Annotated in this window: 15 protein-coding genes; 11 read left to right on the top strand and 4 right to left on the bottom strand. The window is 32.3% G+C overall.

All coding sequences use genetic code 11. The annotated features are described in order from the left end of the window. Positions 1-5: 5 nt before the first annotated feature. The 4 genes from bamJ to ACG9ZL_RS11770 form a co-directional block, all read right to left on the bottom strand. Complete coding sequence (gene bamJ / locus ACG9ZL_RS11785) at positions 6-713, bottom strand: BamJ family beta-barrel-assembly machinery protein (protein ID WP_333664539.1); 708 nt, start codon at positions 711-713, stop codon at positions 6-8. A gap of 191 nt (positions 714-904) precedes the next feature. After that, positions 905-3100: a polysaccharide biosynthesis tyrosine autokinase gene (locus ACG9ZL_RS11780; protein WP_419360112.1), complete on the bottom strand. Its 2196-nt coding sequence runs from the start codon at positions 3098-3100 to the stop codon at positions 905-907. A gap of 21 nt (positions 3101-3121) precedes the next feature. Continuing rightward, the gene (locus ACG9ZL_RS11775; protein ID WP_419360110.1) at positions 3122-3550 is read right to left on the bottom strand and encodes a low molecular weight protein-tyrosine-phosphatase; all 429 of its coding nucleotides are present in this window, start codon (positions 3548-3550) and stop codon (positions 3122-3124) included. Position 3551: 1 nt separating this feature from the next. After that, positions 3552-4646, bottom strand: a complete 1095-nt coding sequence (locus ACG9ZL_RS11770; protein WP_419360108.1) for a polysaccharide biosynthesis/export family protein — start codon at positions 4644-4646, stop codon at positions 3552-3554. A gap of 324 nt (positions 4647-4970) precedes the next feature. On the opposite strand from ACG9ZL_RS11770, the gene ACG9ZL_RS11765 reads away from it, so the two are divergent. The 11 genes from ACG9ZL_RS11765 to galU are packed head-to-tail and all read left to right on the top strand — an operon-like array spanning position 4971 to position 16745. Beyond that, positions 4971-6209, top strand: coding sequence for an MATE family efflux transporter (locus ACG9ZL_RS11765; protein WP_419360144.1), 1239 nt, complete (start codon positions 4971-4973; stop codon positions 6207-6209). Beyond that, positions 6209-7159 carry a glycosyltransferase family 2 protein gene (locus ACG9ZL_RS11760; RefSeq protein WP_419360106.1) on the top strand — a complete coding sequence of 317 codons (951 nt, stop codon included), beginning with the start codon at positions 6209-6211 and terminating at the stop codon, positions 7157-7159. Before ACG9ZL_RS11765 ends, ACG9ZL_RS11760 begins: the two co-directional genes overlap by 1 nt. Before the next feature lie 31 nt (positions 7160-7190). Next, a complete protein-coding gene (locus ACG9ZL_RS11755) occupies positions 7191-8405 on the top strand; it encodes an EpsG family protein (protein WP_419360105.1) in 1215 nt (404 codons plus the stop codon). 13 nt (positions 8406-8418) lie between these two features. Next, positions 8419-9585, top strand: a complete 1167-nt coding sequence (locus ACG9ZL_RS11750; protein WP_419360103.1) for a glycosyltransferase family 4 protein — start codon at positions 8419-8421, stop codon at positions 9583-9585. Continuing rightward, entirely contained in the window at positions 9582-10718 is a 1137-nt protein-coding gene (locus ACG9ZL_RS11745) for a glycosyltransferase (protein WP_419360101.1), read from the top strand. Before ACG9ZL_RS11750 ends, ACG9ZL_RS11745 begins: the two co-directional genes overlap by 4 nt. Then, on the top strand, positions 10718-11752 hold the full coding sequence (locus ACG9ZL_RS11740) for a polysaccharide biosynthesis protein (protein ID WP_419360099.1): 1035 nt from the start codon (positions 10718-10720) through the stop codon (positions 11750-11752). The genes ACG9ZL_RS11745 and ACG9ZL_RS11740 overlap by 1 nt, the downstream gene beginning before the upstream one ends. 1 nt (position 11753) lies before the next feature. Next, entirely contained in the window at positions 11754-12866 is a 1113-nt protein-coding gene (gene wbjC, locus ACG9ZL_RS11735; RefSeq protein WP_419360097.1) for a UDP-2-acetamido-2,6-beta-L-arabino-hexul-4-ose reductase, read from the top strand. An 11-nt stretch (positions 12867-12877) separates the two neighbouring features. After that, a complete protein-coding gene (gene wecB / locus ACG9ZL_RS11730; protein WP_419360095.1) occupies positions 12878-14008 on the top strand; it encodes a non-hydrolyzing UDP-N-acetylglucosamine 2-epimerase in 1131 nt (376 codons plus the stop codon). 9 nt (positions 14009-14017) lie between these two features. After that, the gene (locus ACG9ZL_RS11725) at positions 14018-15211 is read left to right on the top strand and encodes a glycosyltransferase family 4 protein (RefSeq protein ID WP_419360093.1); all 1194 of its coding nucleotides are present in this window, start codon (positions 14018-14020) and stop codon (positions 15209-15211) included. A 20-nt stretch (positions 15212-15231) separates the two neighbouring features. After that, positions 15232-15852: a sugar transferase gene (locus tag ACG9ZL_RS11720; RefSeq protein ID WP_419360092.1), complete on the top strand. Its 621-nt coding sequence runs from the start codon at positions 15232-15234 to the stop codon at positions 15850-15852. A 17-nt stretch (positions 15853-15869) separates the two neighbouring features. Beyond that, a complete protein-coding gene (galU, locus tag ACG9ZL_RS11715; RefSeq protein ID WP_419360090.1) occupies positions 15870-16745 on the top strand; it encodes a UTP--glucose-1-phosphate uridylyltransferase GalU in 876 nt (291 codons plus the stop codon). Positions 16746-16753 lie beyond the last annotated feature (8 nt).

The raw sequence follows: 16753 nt of genomic DNA, 5'->3' as shown, positions 1-16753 counted from the left end.
AAATGTTATTTCACTTTAACAAGTTCAACATCAAAAATTAAAGTGCTGTTTGGAGGAATCGTGCCCGGAACACCTTGTTCACCATAAGCCAATTTTGCAGGGATATATAAGGTTGCTTTTCCACCTTCTTTCATCAGTTGTAAACCTTCAGTCCAACCAGGAATCACTTGATTTAAAGGGAACTCAACGGGTTGACCACGATCATACGAACTGTCAAATACTTTGCCGTCTAACAACTGACCTTTGTAATGTACTGTGACTTGTGAAGTAGCAGCAGGCTGTTTACCTGTACCTTCTTTGGTGATTTTATATTGCAATCCTGAGGCTGTTGTTTTAACACCTTCTTTTTTCGCATTTTCAGCTAAGAATGAGTCATTTGATGAAGCTGTTTGTTTGCTTTGTTGTAATTGCTTTTGTTGCATTTCTTTTTGGAAGTCAACATACGCAGCTTGTAATTCTTCATCTGTATAGGCACGTTGTTTTTTAGCATGACCATCACGAATACCACTGATAAATGTATTCACATCGACTTCCGGTGGGGTTTGGCTCGCAACTTCATAACCAAGTGCATAACTAATTTTTTCTACAGGTTTAGCATTTTTTGACATTGAATGACTGTTTACATCAGCAGGATGTTGAGATGCATAATAAACAGGTACAAGTGCAGCACCACCTAAGATTACAGCAATTGCGATGGGTAAGGCTTTACTCATAAAAATTTCCAAATTTTAATCTTTTAAGAGGCTAATTTGATCATTAGCATAATCTGCTCAAGCATATAACTTCTTCATCGTAAACGATATAGTTATCTGATGATGACAACTAAAAATATACAGTTATATTGTTTAAAAACTCGGCACAAAAAAGCCAGATTCAATCTGGCTTTTTTGCTACTCATTCGATATCAATCATCTTTAGAGGCGGTGTAGGCATAAGCATAATTATAGCCATAATTACCTCCAGCGGTTGCTCGAACATCATTGAGAATAATACCATTCACTTTGCTTCCTGCTTGTTCAAAGCGATTGATGGTTAATTCAAGTTCTTTCATCTGAGTTTTTGCATAACGTGCAACAACAAGGTTTACACCAGCAAATTGAGAAATAATGATGCCATCCGTTACTGCCAAGATAGGCGGTGTATCGATAATAATATGATCATATTGCTGAGAAAGCTGTTCCAATAATTCGCTAAGACGATTGGAACCGAGCATTTCAGCAGCATGACTATGATTTTTACCACGTGGCAGAAAATCTAAATTGTTTACAGTGTTTGAATGAACAATACATTGTTCAATAGTGTTTTGACCTGCTAAGTACTCAGTCAAACCTGGTGAAGTGTCATGACTGAAATATTTATGTAAATAGCCTCTGCGTATATCGGCATCAATGAGTAAAACTCTTTTATTTCCTTGAGCAAAAATCGCGGCCAAATTGGTCGAGATAAATGATTTACCAATTTCTGGAGCGGGTCCTGAAATGGCAATAATATTATTTTTTGCTTTATTTAAAGCAAAGTGAATCGTAGTTCGAATGCTACGCAAGCTTTCAATGGCAATGTCTTCACTATTTTTAGCCGCAAGAATAGGAATCGACTTTTTCTTTTTCAGCAATTGTACTCGGCTTTCTTGAATCGGAGAGCGGGGTACAGTGGCATATACAGGGAGATCAAGTTCATTTTCAATACGACTTGAATCTTTAATACCCGATGAAAGCATATTACGTAGTAATGCAATCATTACTCCAATAAAGCCACCAACAAAAATGGAAAGAATTAACACAATCAATTTTCTTGGTTTAATTGGTTTAACAGGTTCTACGGCAGTATCAATGATACGAACATTACCGATTTCACCCGCTTTCACAATTTTTAATTGTTGGTAACTATTTAATAATGAGGTGTAAAGTTCGGTATTGACTTTAACATCACGATACAGTTGTAAATATAAGCGTTGGGTTTCAGGTAAACGTTTAATGGCTTGGTTAAGCTCAGTTGATTTTTTATCAATCGCAGCAAGCTGTGCATTAATTTCAGTCATCAGTGGATGATCAGGAGTATACTTCGCAGAATATTCAGCTTGTTTTTGCTTTAACTCTATCCGCATTTTCTCCAATTCAACATTTTGCTTTAGCATCAACTCTGATTCTTGAGTGACATCAACGGTATTGTATTGTTCGCGGAATTTATTAAATTTAATCTCGGATTCTTCAAGTTGCTGTTTCAACTCTGGCAGTTGCTGATCCAGAAAACTTAAGGTTTGTTTAGACTCTAAGCTTTTACGTTCAATATTCTGTTCATGGTAAACGCTCAGAATATTGTTGAGAACCTGAGTAATATGCTGTTGATCATTTCCGTTATAACTGAGGCCAATGACTCCTGTCATTTTTCCTTTTTCAGCCACCGAATAACTTGTTTGAATTAATTTGACAGCTGAAGGGAGAGAAAGTTTACTGATGGTAAAGTCTTGTTGAAAAGGATTTAAACTATTAATTTGAACCGACCACAATCCTTTATTGTCTTGAGATTGGTTAAGCTGATTGAGTGTGCCTTGAAATACAACTTGATCTTTATAAGCTAAACTAAATTGTTTCTTATCTATAAATTTTAAAGTGAGTTTTTTATCATAATAATATTCTGGAATATCTAGCTTTAAAATAGAAAAATTAGACTGATTCTTTTGAAAATCAACTGCTTTGGCACTATAGCTAAGTTTAGATTTTTCTTTGGATACTAATTTATGAAAGAAAGTATCTACATTGTCTTGAATTTGAATATCTAAATTCAAATTCTTTATCACTTTTCCAAGTACAAGCCGCGAATTTAAGATTTCTATTTCAGCATCAGCAGGAGACTTTTGCCCCAAGCCACCAGCAACATCTTTGAGTTCCCCCATAAGAGCAGCAGAGGCAGCACTTTTTCCATCTTCAACTTGAACCAGTGCATCTGTAGAATAGACAGGTGATGTTACACGTAAATAAAGTAGCGCGCAGATTAAGGATAAAATGACACAAAGCGCAATCACTTTCCATTGAGCGATTAAAGAGAAGAATAACTCTTTTAAGTCAATCGTATCATCATTAGTTTTTGAATTTTGGTTCATAGGTAAACAACTAATTAAAATTTATAGATGTGATTGCCAGTCATTGGCATAAGCTTGGATATTTTTACATGTTTCATCAAAAAAAGCTTGATCATGTTGATATGGATCTGGCACATTTTGAGCTTGCCAATGCCCTAAACGAAATACTTTTCCTTTAGCAAAAGGCCACTTTTGTTCAATATGTTGTAATTGGTTTTTACTCATCACTAGGATGAGATCAGCTTTCTTGATCAATTCTGCATTGATTTGTCGTGCAACATGTGAACGCATATCAATATTTAAACCATCCATACAAGCAATGGCTTTATTATCGGCTGAATGACCAACCATGGCAGCAAGCCCTGCGGATTCTATTTTTAGATTAGGATGGCTTTGCTTTAAAAAAAACTCTGCCATTGGGCTACGGCAAATATTGCCAACACAAACCACCAAGATGTTTTGAATCTGCATTCTATTTACCCAATTGATCAAAGCTATATAGAGCGCTTGAGAATGGAATCACTTGATTCATAATCCGTTGCCAACGGGTTAACCCTGTAGCATCAATATAAACAATATCATTTTTTTGCATGGCAAATTGATTGGCTAAGGCTAAATTACCTAAACTGCTTAAATTCAGATGATAAATTGTAGACTGCTTGGTGCTAAGGTCAGTACGCATTACATAAATACGTGCAGCACTTGCTGAAGTTGGGTTAATCCCTTCACTTTCACCAAGTACATCACTTAAGGTCATCCCTTGATCGCGAAGAGTCAACGCTTGGCTACGGCTTGATTCACCCATGACATAGAGTTTTTGATCTTGTTTAGTATTCACAAAAATCGTGTCATTGGGTTGGATTAATAATTGATGCAGAGACAATCCTTGTTTTTCGAGCTGAATGGTATTCAGATTATAGGTCTGCCCGTTTCTGATCAGTTGGATATTGGTGGTATCACCTGTTTTAGTATCTATACCACCTGCCTGACCCAATGCAGTATAAATACTGATTGGTTGGTCATTTAAAGTATATTGGCCACTACGCATGACTTGACCATTGACAAAATAACGACGTCCTTCATAAGAAAGCACGCGAACCACAACATCAGGATGTTTAAGGTATTTTGAAAATTGCTGATGTAAAAAGCGATTAGTCTCCGCTAAAGTTTTACCTGCAATACGCACTGACCCTACTAAAGGTAATTGGACATTGCCATTCGGATCAATCGGGTAACCCACAGCTTTAATGTTGGTTGCATCCTGGATTGGTGGGGTAATTTCAGGGTACGCCCAAAGCTGAATTGAAAGCACATCTCCAGCACTTAAACGATAAATATTTTGTGGGTTATTAAATAATGATACAAGATTATTTGAACTTAATTGGCTAGTTGTATTTAAAATTGGAATATTATTTTGATTCAGTTGTACAACTGAAAGTTCGGCGCCCTGATCAGTTTTATAGTGGCCTTGCTCAGGCAGATCATAGGTTTGAAGTCCTGACGTGATCGCACAACCAGAAAACGAAATCGCTAAAATTGTCAACAGTGATGTGTACGGATACTTCACATTCAAAACCCTTATTTTATATTGCGTTGTTGCTTAAAGTCTCATCTTGAAAGTGAATTGTAAGCTAAAAAAGGCAGGTTGGGTATCATAAAAATGTATGTAGGAATGTATCTAATAGCTTTTTCATTTATAAAGTCTGATACTATTGTAAACAGTTAGATTACAAGTCTAATTTGGCCAAACTATTATCATTCTAGGATCGCTCAAAAAATTCGTAAATAGTATGATTTATTAGTTAATTTATAAGCAGTCATTTCAAAGTAGTGTGAGTTAGTGAAAATATTTCAAAAATTTAAAAATAAAGTTTTCACCAACTCACTGTGGATGATGTCTGAAAAACTTATTTCTATTTTGGGTCTTATTTTTGTAACATCTTTTGTCGCTAAATATATCGGTCCTGAAAATTTTGGAAAGTTAACATTTGCTAGTTCAATTTTTGCAATCATTCAAACAGTTGCAATGTTAGGCTCTGAAAATATTATTTTTCAAAAAACAGCAAAAGACAGAAGATTGGGGGAATACATTATTGATTCGACAAAAATTATAAGAGATATAATATATTTAACTTTATCATTGTCGACTTTATTTTATATTTATTTTGTTGCAGATTATTTAACATTTGTCTTTTCAATTGCGACAAGTATTGCTATTTACTTTGCAGTGCATGATGTTTATTCAATATATTTTAATGCAACTCTCCAATCAAAAATAAATGCTTATTGTAATATTTTAGCATTAATTATTTCATTAATTATTCGATATTGTATAGCAAAATTTCAGCTTGCCATAGAGTGTTTGGGTGTTCCCATTGTTTTAATTACACTCATTCCATTTACGATTAGAAGACATTTGTATTTAAAACGAAAGCACGTTCAAGTAAGTATTACAATTGAAAAAATTAAGAGATATCGAAAGTTTATGTTGGGGATTGGACGTAAACTTGTCTTTTATTCTTTATCGGTTGCAATTTTTACAAAAACATCACAGCTTTTCCTAGGAGTAAAATCGCCACATGATCTTGGTATCTATACAGTTGCTATGACTTTGGGGAATAGTTTTTACTTTGTTTTAGTTGCAGTTATTAGTTCTTATTTTACACAGATTTATACAGAAAAAAATTTTGAAAAATGCCAAAAAATGGTCGCTAAATTAAGCTTAGTGATAATTTGTATTTGTTTATCTGTGATGCTCTTTTTTGCTATTGCAGGGAATTATATTATTCAGATGTTGTATGGTGTAGAATATGCTGGCGTCAATCAAATTTTGCTTTTTGCTGTAGTTGTTACACTGTTTTCTGGTTTATCAACTATTGCAGAAAAATATTTATTGAAATTTAATGCATATGACTATTTAAAGAAAAAAACTTTATACCTTGTTGCATTTAATATCATTTTAACAGCTCTATTTGTTTATATGTGGGGACTGTATGGCGCAATTTTTGCAATTTTGATTACAGAGGTTATGTCTTTTACTTTGTTTAATTACTTTTATCGAGATCAAATTATACTTGATACACAGAAGCGTATGTTTTTATTGTCAACATATAGAAATGAGCAGGTTTGATGGTTAAGTTAAGTGTTATTATTCCTATATATAGAGTAGAAAATTATATAATTGAATGTTTAGAAAGTGTATGCACTCAGTTAATTGATGGTGTTGAAGTTATACTTATTAATGATGGAACACCAGATAAATCAATGGAAATGGCAAAAAAATATATTGCTGAAAATTATAACTTTCATTTGGATAAGTTTATTTTTATTGATCAAGAAAATCGGGGGCAAAGTGTAGCTAGAAATAATGGAATTAAAAAATCTCATGGAGACTATATTGCTTTTTTAGATTCAGATGATATTTTAGAAAGTAACTACTTTATAGAGATTTTTAATGTTTTTAATAATTATAGTCCTGATATTATAAGATTTAGTGCTCGTAGTTTTATTAAAGACAGAAATGATAGTGCGAAATTTATAGAAGTTATACAGAATAGTTTTTTTTATAAGAAAAATTTTGAAATTTTAATAAAAATATTTAATCAGGGGGCATGGTTTCCATGGTTGAATATTTATAAGAAAGAGTTGTTTTTAAATGAATTATTTCCTTCAGAAATGTATTTTGAAGATGCTTGGTTAATGCCAAAGTTATTTATAGAGGCTAGTAATATTATGTTTTTAAAAGATAGTCTTTATTTATATCGAACCAACTTAACAAGTAGTTTGAATAACAAAAGTTCCGAAAATTTAATAAAATTGGATGAAAGCTATAAAAAAATTATTAATGAATATAGATTTAGGCTAAAGAGTAATACTTTGTATAGTAGAAGTTATGTATCTTTTTTGATGGCATATGTTAGCTTTTTAATTTCAAAAAAATCTTTTATTCAAGCTTTTAATATATCTAAACTTCGGAAAATTCCAGAAGTCGAGATAAGCCAGCTAATGAGATCAAGCAAACTTTTTTATTTTTTTGGATTATTTTTTGTTATCCTGTATAAGATTTTAGGTCGAATGTAAGCTGATTGTTTGAAGTTAAGTAGGTATGATAATGTATAATGGCAAGATTGATAAGAAAAATTTATTAAGTGGAGTTATTTTTTTTATTTCTCCACTTATTGGACTTCTTGTCGCAATGCATGGCATAAAAAAAAGACAATTAAATTTCTTTTATATACTTTTATCATTATTTTTTGCTTTAATGGTTTTAAAGAATCCACCGCTTTATGACTTAATTAGGTATTTAGACTTATTTGATTCTAGTCGGAATATCGAATTAGTATTTCACAACTATTTTTCGTTTCAGTTGGTGTCAACTGTTTTTAATGAATTAAGAATTCCTTTTTATTTTCTACCAAGTCTATTTGTTTTTTTTATTATATTTCTTCATTTGAAAGCTATTGATATTGTTTATAATTATTTTGATTGGTCTATTAAGAGACAATTATTGTTGATATTTGGGCTTGTTATTTTAATAAATCCAATTTTTGCTAGTACAGTTTTAAGAGCATATTTAGCTTCTGGGTTTTTTATGTATGGTGTTTTTTTAGTTATTTTTAAGGAGAAAAAAATAGGATATATTCTAGTACTTTTTTCTGCTTTTTTTCATCTGTCATTTGCCTATTTGATAATATTCTTTATTTTATCAAGATTTTTTAAAATTAGTAAAAATATTGCTTTTGTAGTTTCTTTATTTTCAATAATGTTTTCTTTTGTTTTTATATCATACTTGATTGATTTTATACCATTTGAATTAATAAAAATTCAATTCTCAAATTATTTAACAAATACGAATACCGGTGCAGACTCAGGTTCTGGGAATTTTCAAGCTTTTATAGTTAATTCAATCTTAGCATTAACCAATATTTGTTTTGCTTTGCTTTATTTTATGAATGTATTGCCAAAGGTTGAAAAAGCAAAGGAATATTCAAATTTTTTAAATTTTTTAATTATTTCGGGTTGCCTTGCTTCTATCAGTTTTATAGTATTTATTAGGTATTTTACTCATATAACATTGTTTTCTTATGTTTATATTGTAGTTTTTTTAGTGTTTATTAATGGTAGAAAAATTGTAAATTGTTTATTGATTTTAATTTTATGCATTAACTTTCTTTTAATAGATATTTATATTCGAAAGGATTCACTTTTAAATGGAAATCCTATAAGTATGGTTCTAATTTCTCCTTTGCAAATAATGTTTTATAGTGATGAGGAGTATAGGAAGATGCTTAAAATTGTCGATTATCAAGGTTATATTTCTAAATAAATAGAGGTAAGTTGTGATTAATATTTTGTATTTTATACCTTCTCTTACAACGTCAGGAGGGATGGAAAGAGTTTTGGTTGAAAAAGCTAATTATTTAATCGCTACAGGAATATATCATGTTGTTATAGTAACGACTGAAATGCGAGCTAATGATACAGTTTTTTTTCATTTAAATAGGGAAGTTGAAGTTGTTTTTTTGGAATTAAATTATAATGATCTTTTTTCTAAAAACTTTCTAGATAAAATAAAAGAAATTCACAAATTAAATAATAGTTATAGAAAATCAATTGAAAGTATCATCAAAAAATATTCTATTGATATTTGTATTACAATGGGTGGTAAAGAGCTAGAGTTTTTAGGTGATTTGGATTTACCTTGTAAAAAAATTTACGAAAGTCATTTCAATAAGCACTTTAGAAGTAGTTTTTTGAAAGCAAATGGTAAAATAAGTTTATTCTGGAAATTGATAGGTAAAATTCGTGATATACAGCATGATTTGCAAGCAAGGAAATTGGATAAGATAGTTGTTCTTACGCAAGTTAATTTAAATGCTTGGGGGGGAGCTTCGAATTTAGTAAAATTGATACCGAATCCATCTCCAATAATAAATAAAACAAAAAAAATTCCTAATTTGAATTCTAAGAGAGTTGTAGCAATCGGTAAGTTAGATGTTCAAAAAGGCTATGATATGCTTATAAGTGCATGGTCAAAAATATCCAATCAACATACTGATTGGAAGTTAGATATTTTTGGACATGGGGAGCTAAAGAATCAATTACAATTACAAATTGAAGATCTTGGTCTTTCTTCATCTATTTTTTTACGAGGATTGACCAAAATGGTGGAAAAAGAGTTATACGATAGTTCTTTTTTTGTAATGTCTTCTCGTTTTGAAGGGTTACCAATGGTATTAATTGAAAGTATAACTTGCGGATTGCCTATAGTTTCATTTGATTGCGAAACTGGTCCTAGTGAAATTATTGTGGATAATGATTGTGGATTGTTAGTTAAAAATGGTGATGTTGATAAGCTTGCTGAGTCAATTGAAAAAATGATATTAAATGAGGATTTACGTTATGAAATGGCTAAAAGAGCACTTAAAAAATCAGATGATTATAAAATTGGAAATATAATGAAGAAGTGGGAAGTCTTATTTCAAGAGTTGGTGGGTAGTTCATGAAAGTTTTAGTAGATGCTTCGATTTGCTCAAAAGGTGGTGGAGTACAAGTGGCTTTAGCACTGATCAATAATATTGCTCTCGACCCTGCATTTGAAGTTATATGTGTTACTTCAGAGGAAGTTGATGCTCAACTTACAAGCAAAATAAAGTTTAGCGTTAAACATTATTATCCTGAAAAAAATGAAAATATTTTTGGAAAAAAAAGACAAGGTAAAAGATTATTAAATATTGAAAAAAAACATAATCCAGATTTAGTATTTGTTGTTTTTGGCCCGTCTTATTGGAGGCCTAAAGGCAAAACTTTACAAGGATTTGCCTTGCCATTAATGGTATATCCTGATACAAGAAACAATGTTTATAAAAATAATAGAATTGAATATTTTTATCAAAAAATGCTGAATGCATATAAAGCCAGAATAATGAGAAAAAACTCAGATTATGTTGTAGTTGAAACTAATGCTTTTAAAGATCGTGTAAGTAAGTTTTTAGGTTTTAATGATTCTAAAATTTTTGTAATTGAAAATAGTTTTAATGCCAATTTCTTGAATAAAAAAAGTGAAAGAAAGAGTAAAGAAAAGTTAGAGATTCTTGTTCCTACTGCATATTATCCACACAAAAATTTAGAAATTTTAGTTGATGTTGCTTCGAATTTACTTTGTAGCGATAAAACACATATTGTTTTTAATTTTTTGATTGATGAAAAGTCAGAACATTGGATTAAAATTATTTCGGATGCAAAAAGTAAAAAAGTCGAAAACTTTTTTAATACTTTTGGTCCAGTAAATAACACGCAGATGGTTGATCTTTATGCTAAAACAGATTTTGTCTTATTACCAACATTAGCAGAAGCTTCTACCGCAGTGTATCCAGAGTCATTTATTAGTCAAAAGGTGTTGTTAACATCTAATCTGGATTTTGCAGTAGAATTGTGTGGTGAGGCTGCAGTCTACTTTGATCCATATGATGCTAAAGATATTGCTGAAAAAATTCTAGAAATAGAATCTAATGAGTCTAAACAAAAAGTATTGCTTCAAAAAGGTTTGGAACAGGTTCAAAAGTCTTATCTAACTCCTGAAAGTAAATGGTTGAAGCAAAAAGATTTAATCACAAGATTAGTTAACGAGAGTTTTTAATGTTTGAAAATAAAGTTTTATTACTCACAGGTGGTACAGGGTCATTTGGTAATGCTGTACTAAAGCGTTTTCTAGACAGTGATTTTAAAGAAATTCGTATCTTTAGTCGCGATGAAAAAAAACAAGATGATATGCGTAAAAAGTACCAATCATCTAAGCTTAAGTTTTATATCGGAGATGTCCGTGATTTTAATTCAGTTCTCAACGTAACACGTGGAGTGGATTATATTTTTCATGCTGCTGCACTCAAGCAAGTTCCTTCATGTGAGTTTTATCCTTTAGAGGCAGTTAAAACAAATGTTTTAGGTACAGAAAACTTACTCGAAGCCGCGATTCAAAATAAAGTTTCTCGAGTGGTGTGTTTAAGTACAGATAAAGCTGTTTATCCAATCAATGCTATGGGTATTTCGAAAGCAATGATGGAAAAAGTAATGGTTGCAAAATCACGTAACCTTGAAGGCACAGGGACCGTCATTTGTGGTACTCGTTATGGTAATGTTATGGCGTCTCGAGGTTCAGTTATTCCATTATTTGTTGACCAGATACGAGCAGAAAAACCAATTACGATTACAGATCCACATATGACTCGCTTCATGATGACACTTGAAGATGCAGTTGATCTTGTACTGTATGCATTTAATCATGGTCAAAATGGTGATATTTTCGTACAAAAAGCACCAGCAGCAACCATTGATACACTAGCATGTGCAATTACACAAATGCTTAATAAAAAAGACCACCAAATCAATGTGATTGGTACTCGTCATGGTGAAAAAGCTTTTGAGGCACTTCTCAGTCGAGAAGAAAAAGCATGTGCTGAAGACCTTGGAGATTATTTTAGAGTCCCAGCAGATCAGCGTGATCTAAACTATGAAAAATATATTGAAGACGGTAATACCGAAGTTGTTGAATATGAAGATTATAATTCACACAATACAACACGTTTAGATGTTGATGGTATGAAAAAATTATTGCTTAAACTTGAATTTATCCGTGATTTAACCAACGGTATTTACAAATCCCCTGAGGTTTAAAATGAAAGTTTTGATTACGGGTGCAAATGGTTTTGTTGCGAAAAATTTGATTCAATATTTATCTGAAAAAGAAAATATTGAAATATTGAAATTATATCGTGATTCAACTGAGCAAGAGTTAGAGCAATTAGTTTTAGATGCTGAATGGATTGTACATTTAGCTGGTGTAAATCGACCTAAAAACGATGGAGAATTTATAGAAGGGAATGTTTCACTTACTGAAAAAATTTGTGACATTCTACGAGAAAATAATAAAAAAACACCAATTATATTATCTTCTTCTATTCAGGCAGAAAGACACAATGTTTATGGCCAAAGCAAACTTGGTGGCGAACAAGCTTTAACCAAATTAAATCAAGAAAATGAGAATCCAATTTACATTTCTAGAATGGTCAATATTTTTGGTAAATGGTCAAAACCGAACTACAACTCAGTAGTTGCAACTTTTTGTTACAACATTGCAAATGATTTACCTATACAAATCAATGATCCAAATGGATTGATTCGATTGGTATACATTGATGATGTAGTTGAAACGATTTGGGATATTTTAAACCAAAAATATCCAGCAAATGAGCCATTTGAAATAAAACCTGAATATCAAATTTCCGTTGGGCGACTTGCTGAAACAATTTATGGATTTAAAGGTTCAAGAGAGTCTTTGATTACAGATCGAGTAGGTACAGGTTTAATTCGTGCATTGTATTCAACATACTTAAGTTTTTTTAGTCCAAAGCAGTTTGATTATACCGTAACGAAATATGGAGATAATCGTGGTGTGTTTGTAGAAATGTTGAAAACACCTGATGCGGGACAATTTTCATATTTTACAGCTCATCCAGGCATTACACGTGGTGGGCATTATCACCATACCAAGACTGAAAAATTTTTGGTCATTAAAGGTAAGGCTTTATTTAAGTTTAAAAATGTGATTACTGGTGAGTTTTATCAAATGGAAACTTCTGGTGAAGAGCCTAGAATTGTTGAAACAGTACCTGGTTGGACGCATGACATTACTAATATTGGTGGTGATGAAATGGTGGTGATGTTATGGGCAAATGAAATATTTGACCGTTCAAAACCAGATACATATGCAATGCCATTATCTAATTAAAGAGTTATTTTGTGAAAAAATTAAAATTAATGACAGTTGTAGGGACTCGCCCAGAAATTATTCGTTTATCTCGTGTGATGGCCGTATGCGATAAATATTTTGATCACGTTATTGTACATACTGGTCAAAATTATGATTATGAATTAAATGAAATTTTCTTTACGGACTTAGGTATACGTAAGCCAGATCATTTTTTAAATGCAGCAGGGGCTACTGGGGCAGAAACAATTGGTAATGTTATCATTGCAGTAGATAAGGTTCTAGAGGAAGCTCAACCTGATGCATTATTGGTATTAGGTGATACCAATAGTTGTACAGCCGTTATTCCAGCAAAGCGACGTAAAATTCCGACATTCCATATGGAAGCGGGGAACCGTTGTTTTGATATGCGAGTGCCTGAAGAGATTAATAGACGAATTGTAGATCATACTGCTGATATTAATTTGACTTATAGCACGATTGCCCGTGATTATTTGCTTGCTGAGGGTTTGCCCGCTGATCTTGTGATCAAAACAGGTAGCCCAATGTTTGAAGTATTAACTTATTATAAAGAGAAAATTCTATCTTCAAATGTATTAGAACAATTGAAGTTGAAAGAGAACGAATATTTTATTGTGAGTGCACATCGAGAAGAGAATATCAACTCAGATGAAAATTTCTTAAATTTGGTTGAAATGTTAAATGCCGTGGCGGAAAAATATAATTATCCTGTGATCGTTTCCACTCATCCTAGAACACGTAAACGTATCGAACAAATGGGCGTAAGATTTCATCCGTTAGTACAATTGTTAAAACCACTAGGTTTTAGTGATTACAATAAATTACAACTTTGTGCCAAAGCAGCTTTATCTGATAGTGGAACGATTAATGAAGAGTCTTCTATTCTAAACTTTCCAGCTCTGAATTTACGACAAGCGCATGAGCGTCCAGAAGGTATGGAGGAAGCAGCGGTCATGATGGTTGGCTTAACTTCTGAACGTATTTTGCAAGGGTTGCAGATTTTAGAATACCAAGCTAGAGGGGATGAAAGAACGCTCCGATTAGTCGAAGATTACAGTATGCCAAATGTTTCAGAAAAAATAGCACGCATTATCTTAAGTTATACAGACTATGTTAATCGTGTAATTTGGAAAAAATATTAAGGCAATTAGATGATGAAAAAGACATACTTAGTAACGGAATATTATCATTCAAATCAAAATACGACAGGATATCTATTTCATAAGTTATATATCCATTTGAAAAAGATATATGGTTCTGAGCTATGCTTGATTATCAAAGAAGACAAAAACAATGATGTTATCGATCCTGAAAGCATCATTGTTAAAGATTTGAATTTGAATAAGAAGAGTTTGATTCAAAGGTTGTTTTTTGAATTGATCATTTCTTTTCGTTTTTTGATTAAAATATTAAAAAATGTTAAAAAACAAGATATTGTGTTTACGGGAACCACACCTATTTTTCTATTGGTTGTCATTTACTTTGCTAAAAAAGTGATAGGTTTTAAATGGGTATTACTTGTTCATGATGTATTTCCTGAAAACTTAGTGGCTGCTAAGGTTTTGAAAAAGGAAAATTTTCTTTATAAAGTTTTAAAAAAAGTTTTTGATGTTTTCTATGCAACTCCTGAAAAGTTGATTGTAATTGGCCAAGATATGAAAGATTTAGTCGACACCAAAACAAATCAAAGTAATAGCGTTGTGATCCAAAATTGGATTGATGAAAATGATATTGAAGTAGAAGAAAAAAGCTCAAATGAGATATTGAAAAAATTAAATTGGGAAAATGAGTCACCAGTATTTCAATTTTTTGGTAATATTGGTCGTGTACAAGGTGTAGATAATATTATTGAAGCGATTAAGCTGATCGAACCGTCGAAGAGACCTAAATTTTTATTTATGGGGGATGGGGCGTATGTGGAACAACTTAATCACGCAATAGAAACATTAAATGATCCAAATATACGATATATTGGACCTGTGAAACAGAATGCGAAATCTAATGGATTAAATGCTGGAGATATTGCTATTGTAACTCTAGCTGATGGAATGTTGGGTTTAGGAGTGCCGAGTAAAGCTTATTTTTCAATGGCTGCTGATAAGCCTTTATTGGCAATTATGGATGAATACTCTGAAGTTGCTTGTATGATTAAAGCGCATCAAATTGGTTGGATTGTTCCACCTGAAAACCCTAAGCTTTTAGCAAAAGCTATACTAGAGATCATAGAAAACACTTCCAAAGATAATATACAATCGTCTAGAGATGTTTTAATTAATAATTATTCTGAGCCAGTAGCAATGAAAAAAATAGTAGAGGTCTTACAATATGTCTCTAATATTAAATAAGAAATTGAGGTTTTATAGTAATGAAAAGACTTGTTGATATTATTATTGCGTCAATAGCACTTTTATTACTGTCGCCTATTTTTCTTTTAGTCGCATACAAAGTACGTAAAAATTTAGGTTCCCCTATCTTCTTTTACCAAGAGCGCCCAGGAAAAGATTGTAAACATTTTAGAATGATTAAGTTCCGTTCTATGAAAGATGCATTTGATAAAAGTGGTCAACCGTTGCCTGATGATCAACGTATTACGCCTTTTGGGAAGAAGTTGCGTTCAACAAGTTTGGATGAAATGCCACAATTACTTAATGTTTTAAAAGGTGATATGAGTATTGTTGGACCACGACCGCAGCTTCCTGAATTTGTAGAACACTATACGGCTCATCAATTGCGCCGACACAATGTTAAACCAGGGATGACTGGTCTGGCCCAAGTGAGTGGACGTAATAATTTATCTTGGGAAGAAAAATTTGACTTAGATGTACAGTATGTTGAAAGACAGTCCACTTTTCTCGATTTTAAAATTATGTTTAAAACCGTTGAAGTGATGTTTAAAAAGGAAGGAATAGACTCGCCCGATCAAGCTGTTGGAGCAAGCCGTTTTTCAGGTTCAGATACAACTGATACCAAATCGACCAATCATTAATAGTGTTAAAGTAAATCATGATCAAAAAAGCCATTTTACCTGTTGCTGGATTAGGCACTCGTTTTTTACCTGCAAGTAAATCAATTCCTAAAGAAATGGTGACTGTTGTAGATCGTCCTGCAATCGAATATGTTGTTAAAGAAGCTGTAGCTGCAGGAATCGAGCAAATCATTTTAGTGACGCATTCTTCTAAAGCATCCATAGAAAATTATTTTGACCGTAATTTTGAACTGGAAACAACCTTAGAGAATAAGAAAAAGATTGATTTACTTAAAGAAATTACTGAAATTTTACCAAAATATGTCAGCGTGATTAGTGTCCGTCAACCTCAACCATTGGGTTTAGGACATGCTGTGTTATGTGCGAAATCTGTGATTGGAAATGATGACTTTGCTGTGTTATTGCCAGATGTTTTAGTGAAAGAAAAAAGTACAGAAAATGATTTAGCGCGAATGATTCATCGTTTTAATACTTCTAAAGCATCGCAAATTATGGTAGAGGCTGTGCCTGATCATCTTGTGGATCAATATGGTATTGTGGATGTTGCATCTTTACCTGTTGAGGGTGAAAGTATCATGATGAAAGGGATTATCGAAAAGCCTGCAGTTGGTAGTGCACCTTCAAATTTATCTGTAGTGGGGCGTTATGTACTGCCTGCTAAGATTATGCAGTTATTAGAACAAACGCCCAAAGGTGCGGGTAATGAAATCCAATTAACGGATGCAATTGCTGCTTTACAAAAATTAGAAAATGTCGAAGCGTATCGTATGAAAGGTCAGACTTTCGACTGTGGTAGTAAAATTGGTTATTTAAAAGCAGTGTTACACTATGGCGTGGAGCATCCTAAGTTGGGTGAAGAATTTAAACAGCTTATCAAAGAATTGAATTTATAATATTTGGA

The organism is Acinetobacter legionensis (assembly GCF_048551735.1).
Lineage (GTDB): Bacteria > Pseudomonadota > Gammaproteobacteria > Pseudomonadales > Moraxellaceae > Acinetobacter.
This window is presented reverse-complemented; position numbering and strand designations above follow the sequence as displayed.

Coding starts and splice junctions, on each gene's coding strand:
- bamJ (WP_333664539.1), bottom strand. CDS start 713: ATGAGTAAAGCCTTACCCATCGCAATTGCTGTAATCTTAGGTGGTGCT.
- ACG9ZL_RS11780 (WP_419360112.1), bottom strand. CDS start 3,100: ATGAACCAAAATTCAAAAACTAATGATGATACGATTGACTTAAAAGAG.
- ACG9ZL_RS11775 (WP_419360110.1), bottom strand. CDS start 3,550: ATGCAGATTCAAAACATCTTGGTGGTTTGTGTTGGCAATATTTGCCGT.
- ACG9ZL_RS11765 (WP_419360144.1), top strand. CDS start 4,971: ATGATGTCTGAAAAACTTATTTCTATTTTGGGTCTTATTTTTGTAACA.
- ACG9ZL_RS11760 (WP_419360106.1), top strand. CDS start 6,209: ATGGTTAAGTTAAGTGTTATTATTCCTATATATAGAGTAGAAAATTAT.
- ACG9ZL_RS11755 (WP_419360105.1), top strand. CDS start 7,191: ATGTATAATGGCAAGATTGATAAGAAAAATTTATTAAGTGGAGTTATT.
- ACG9ZL_RS11745 (WP_419360101.1), top strand. CDS start 9,582: ATGAAAGTTTTAGTAGATGCTTCGATTTGCTCAAAAGGTGGTGGAGTA.
- ACG9ZL_RS11740 (WP_419360099.1), top strand. CDS start 10,718: ATGTTTGAAAATAAAGTTTTATTACTCACAGGTGGTACAGGGTCATTT.
- wbjC (WP_419360097.1), top strand. CDS start 11,754: ATGAAAGTTTTGATTACGGGTGCAAATGGTTTTGTTGCGAAAAATTTG.
- ACG9ZL_RS11725 (WP_419360093.1), top strand. CDS start 14,018: ATGATGAAAAAGACATACTTAGTAACGGAATATTATCATTCAAATCAA.
- ACG9ZL_RS11720 (WP_419360092.1), top strand. CDS start 15,232: ATGAAAAGACTTGTTGATATTATTATTGCGTCAATAGCACTTTTATTA.
- galU (WP_419360090.1), top strand. CDS start 15,870: ATGATCAAAAAAGCCATTTTACCTGTTGCTGGATTAGGCACTCGTTTT.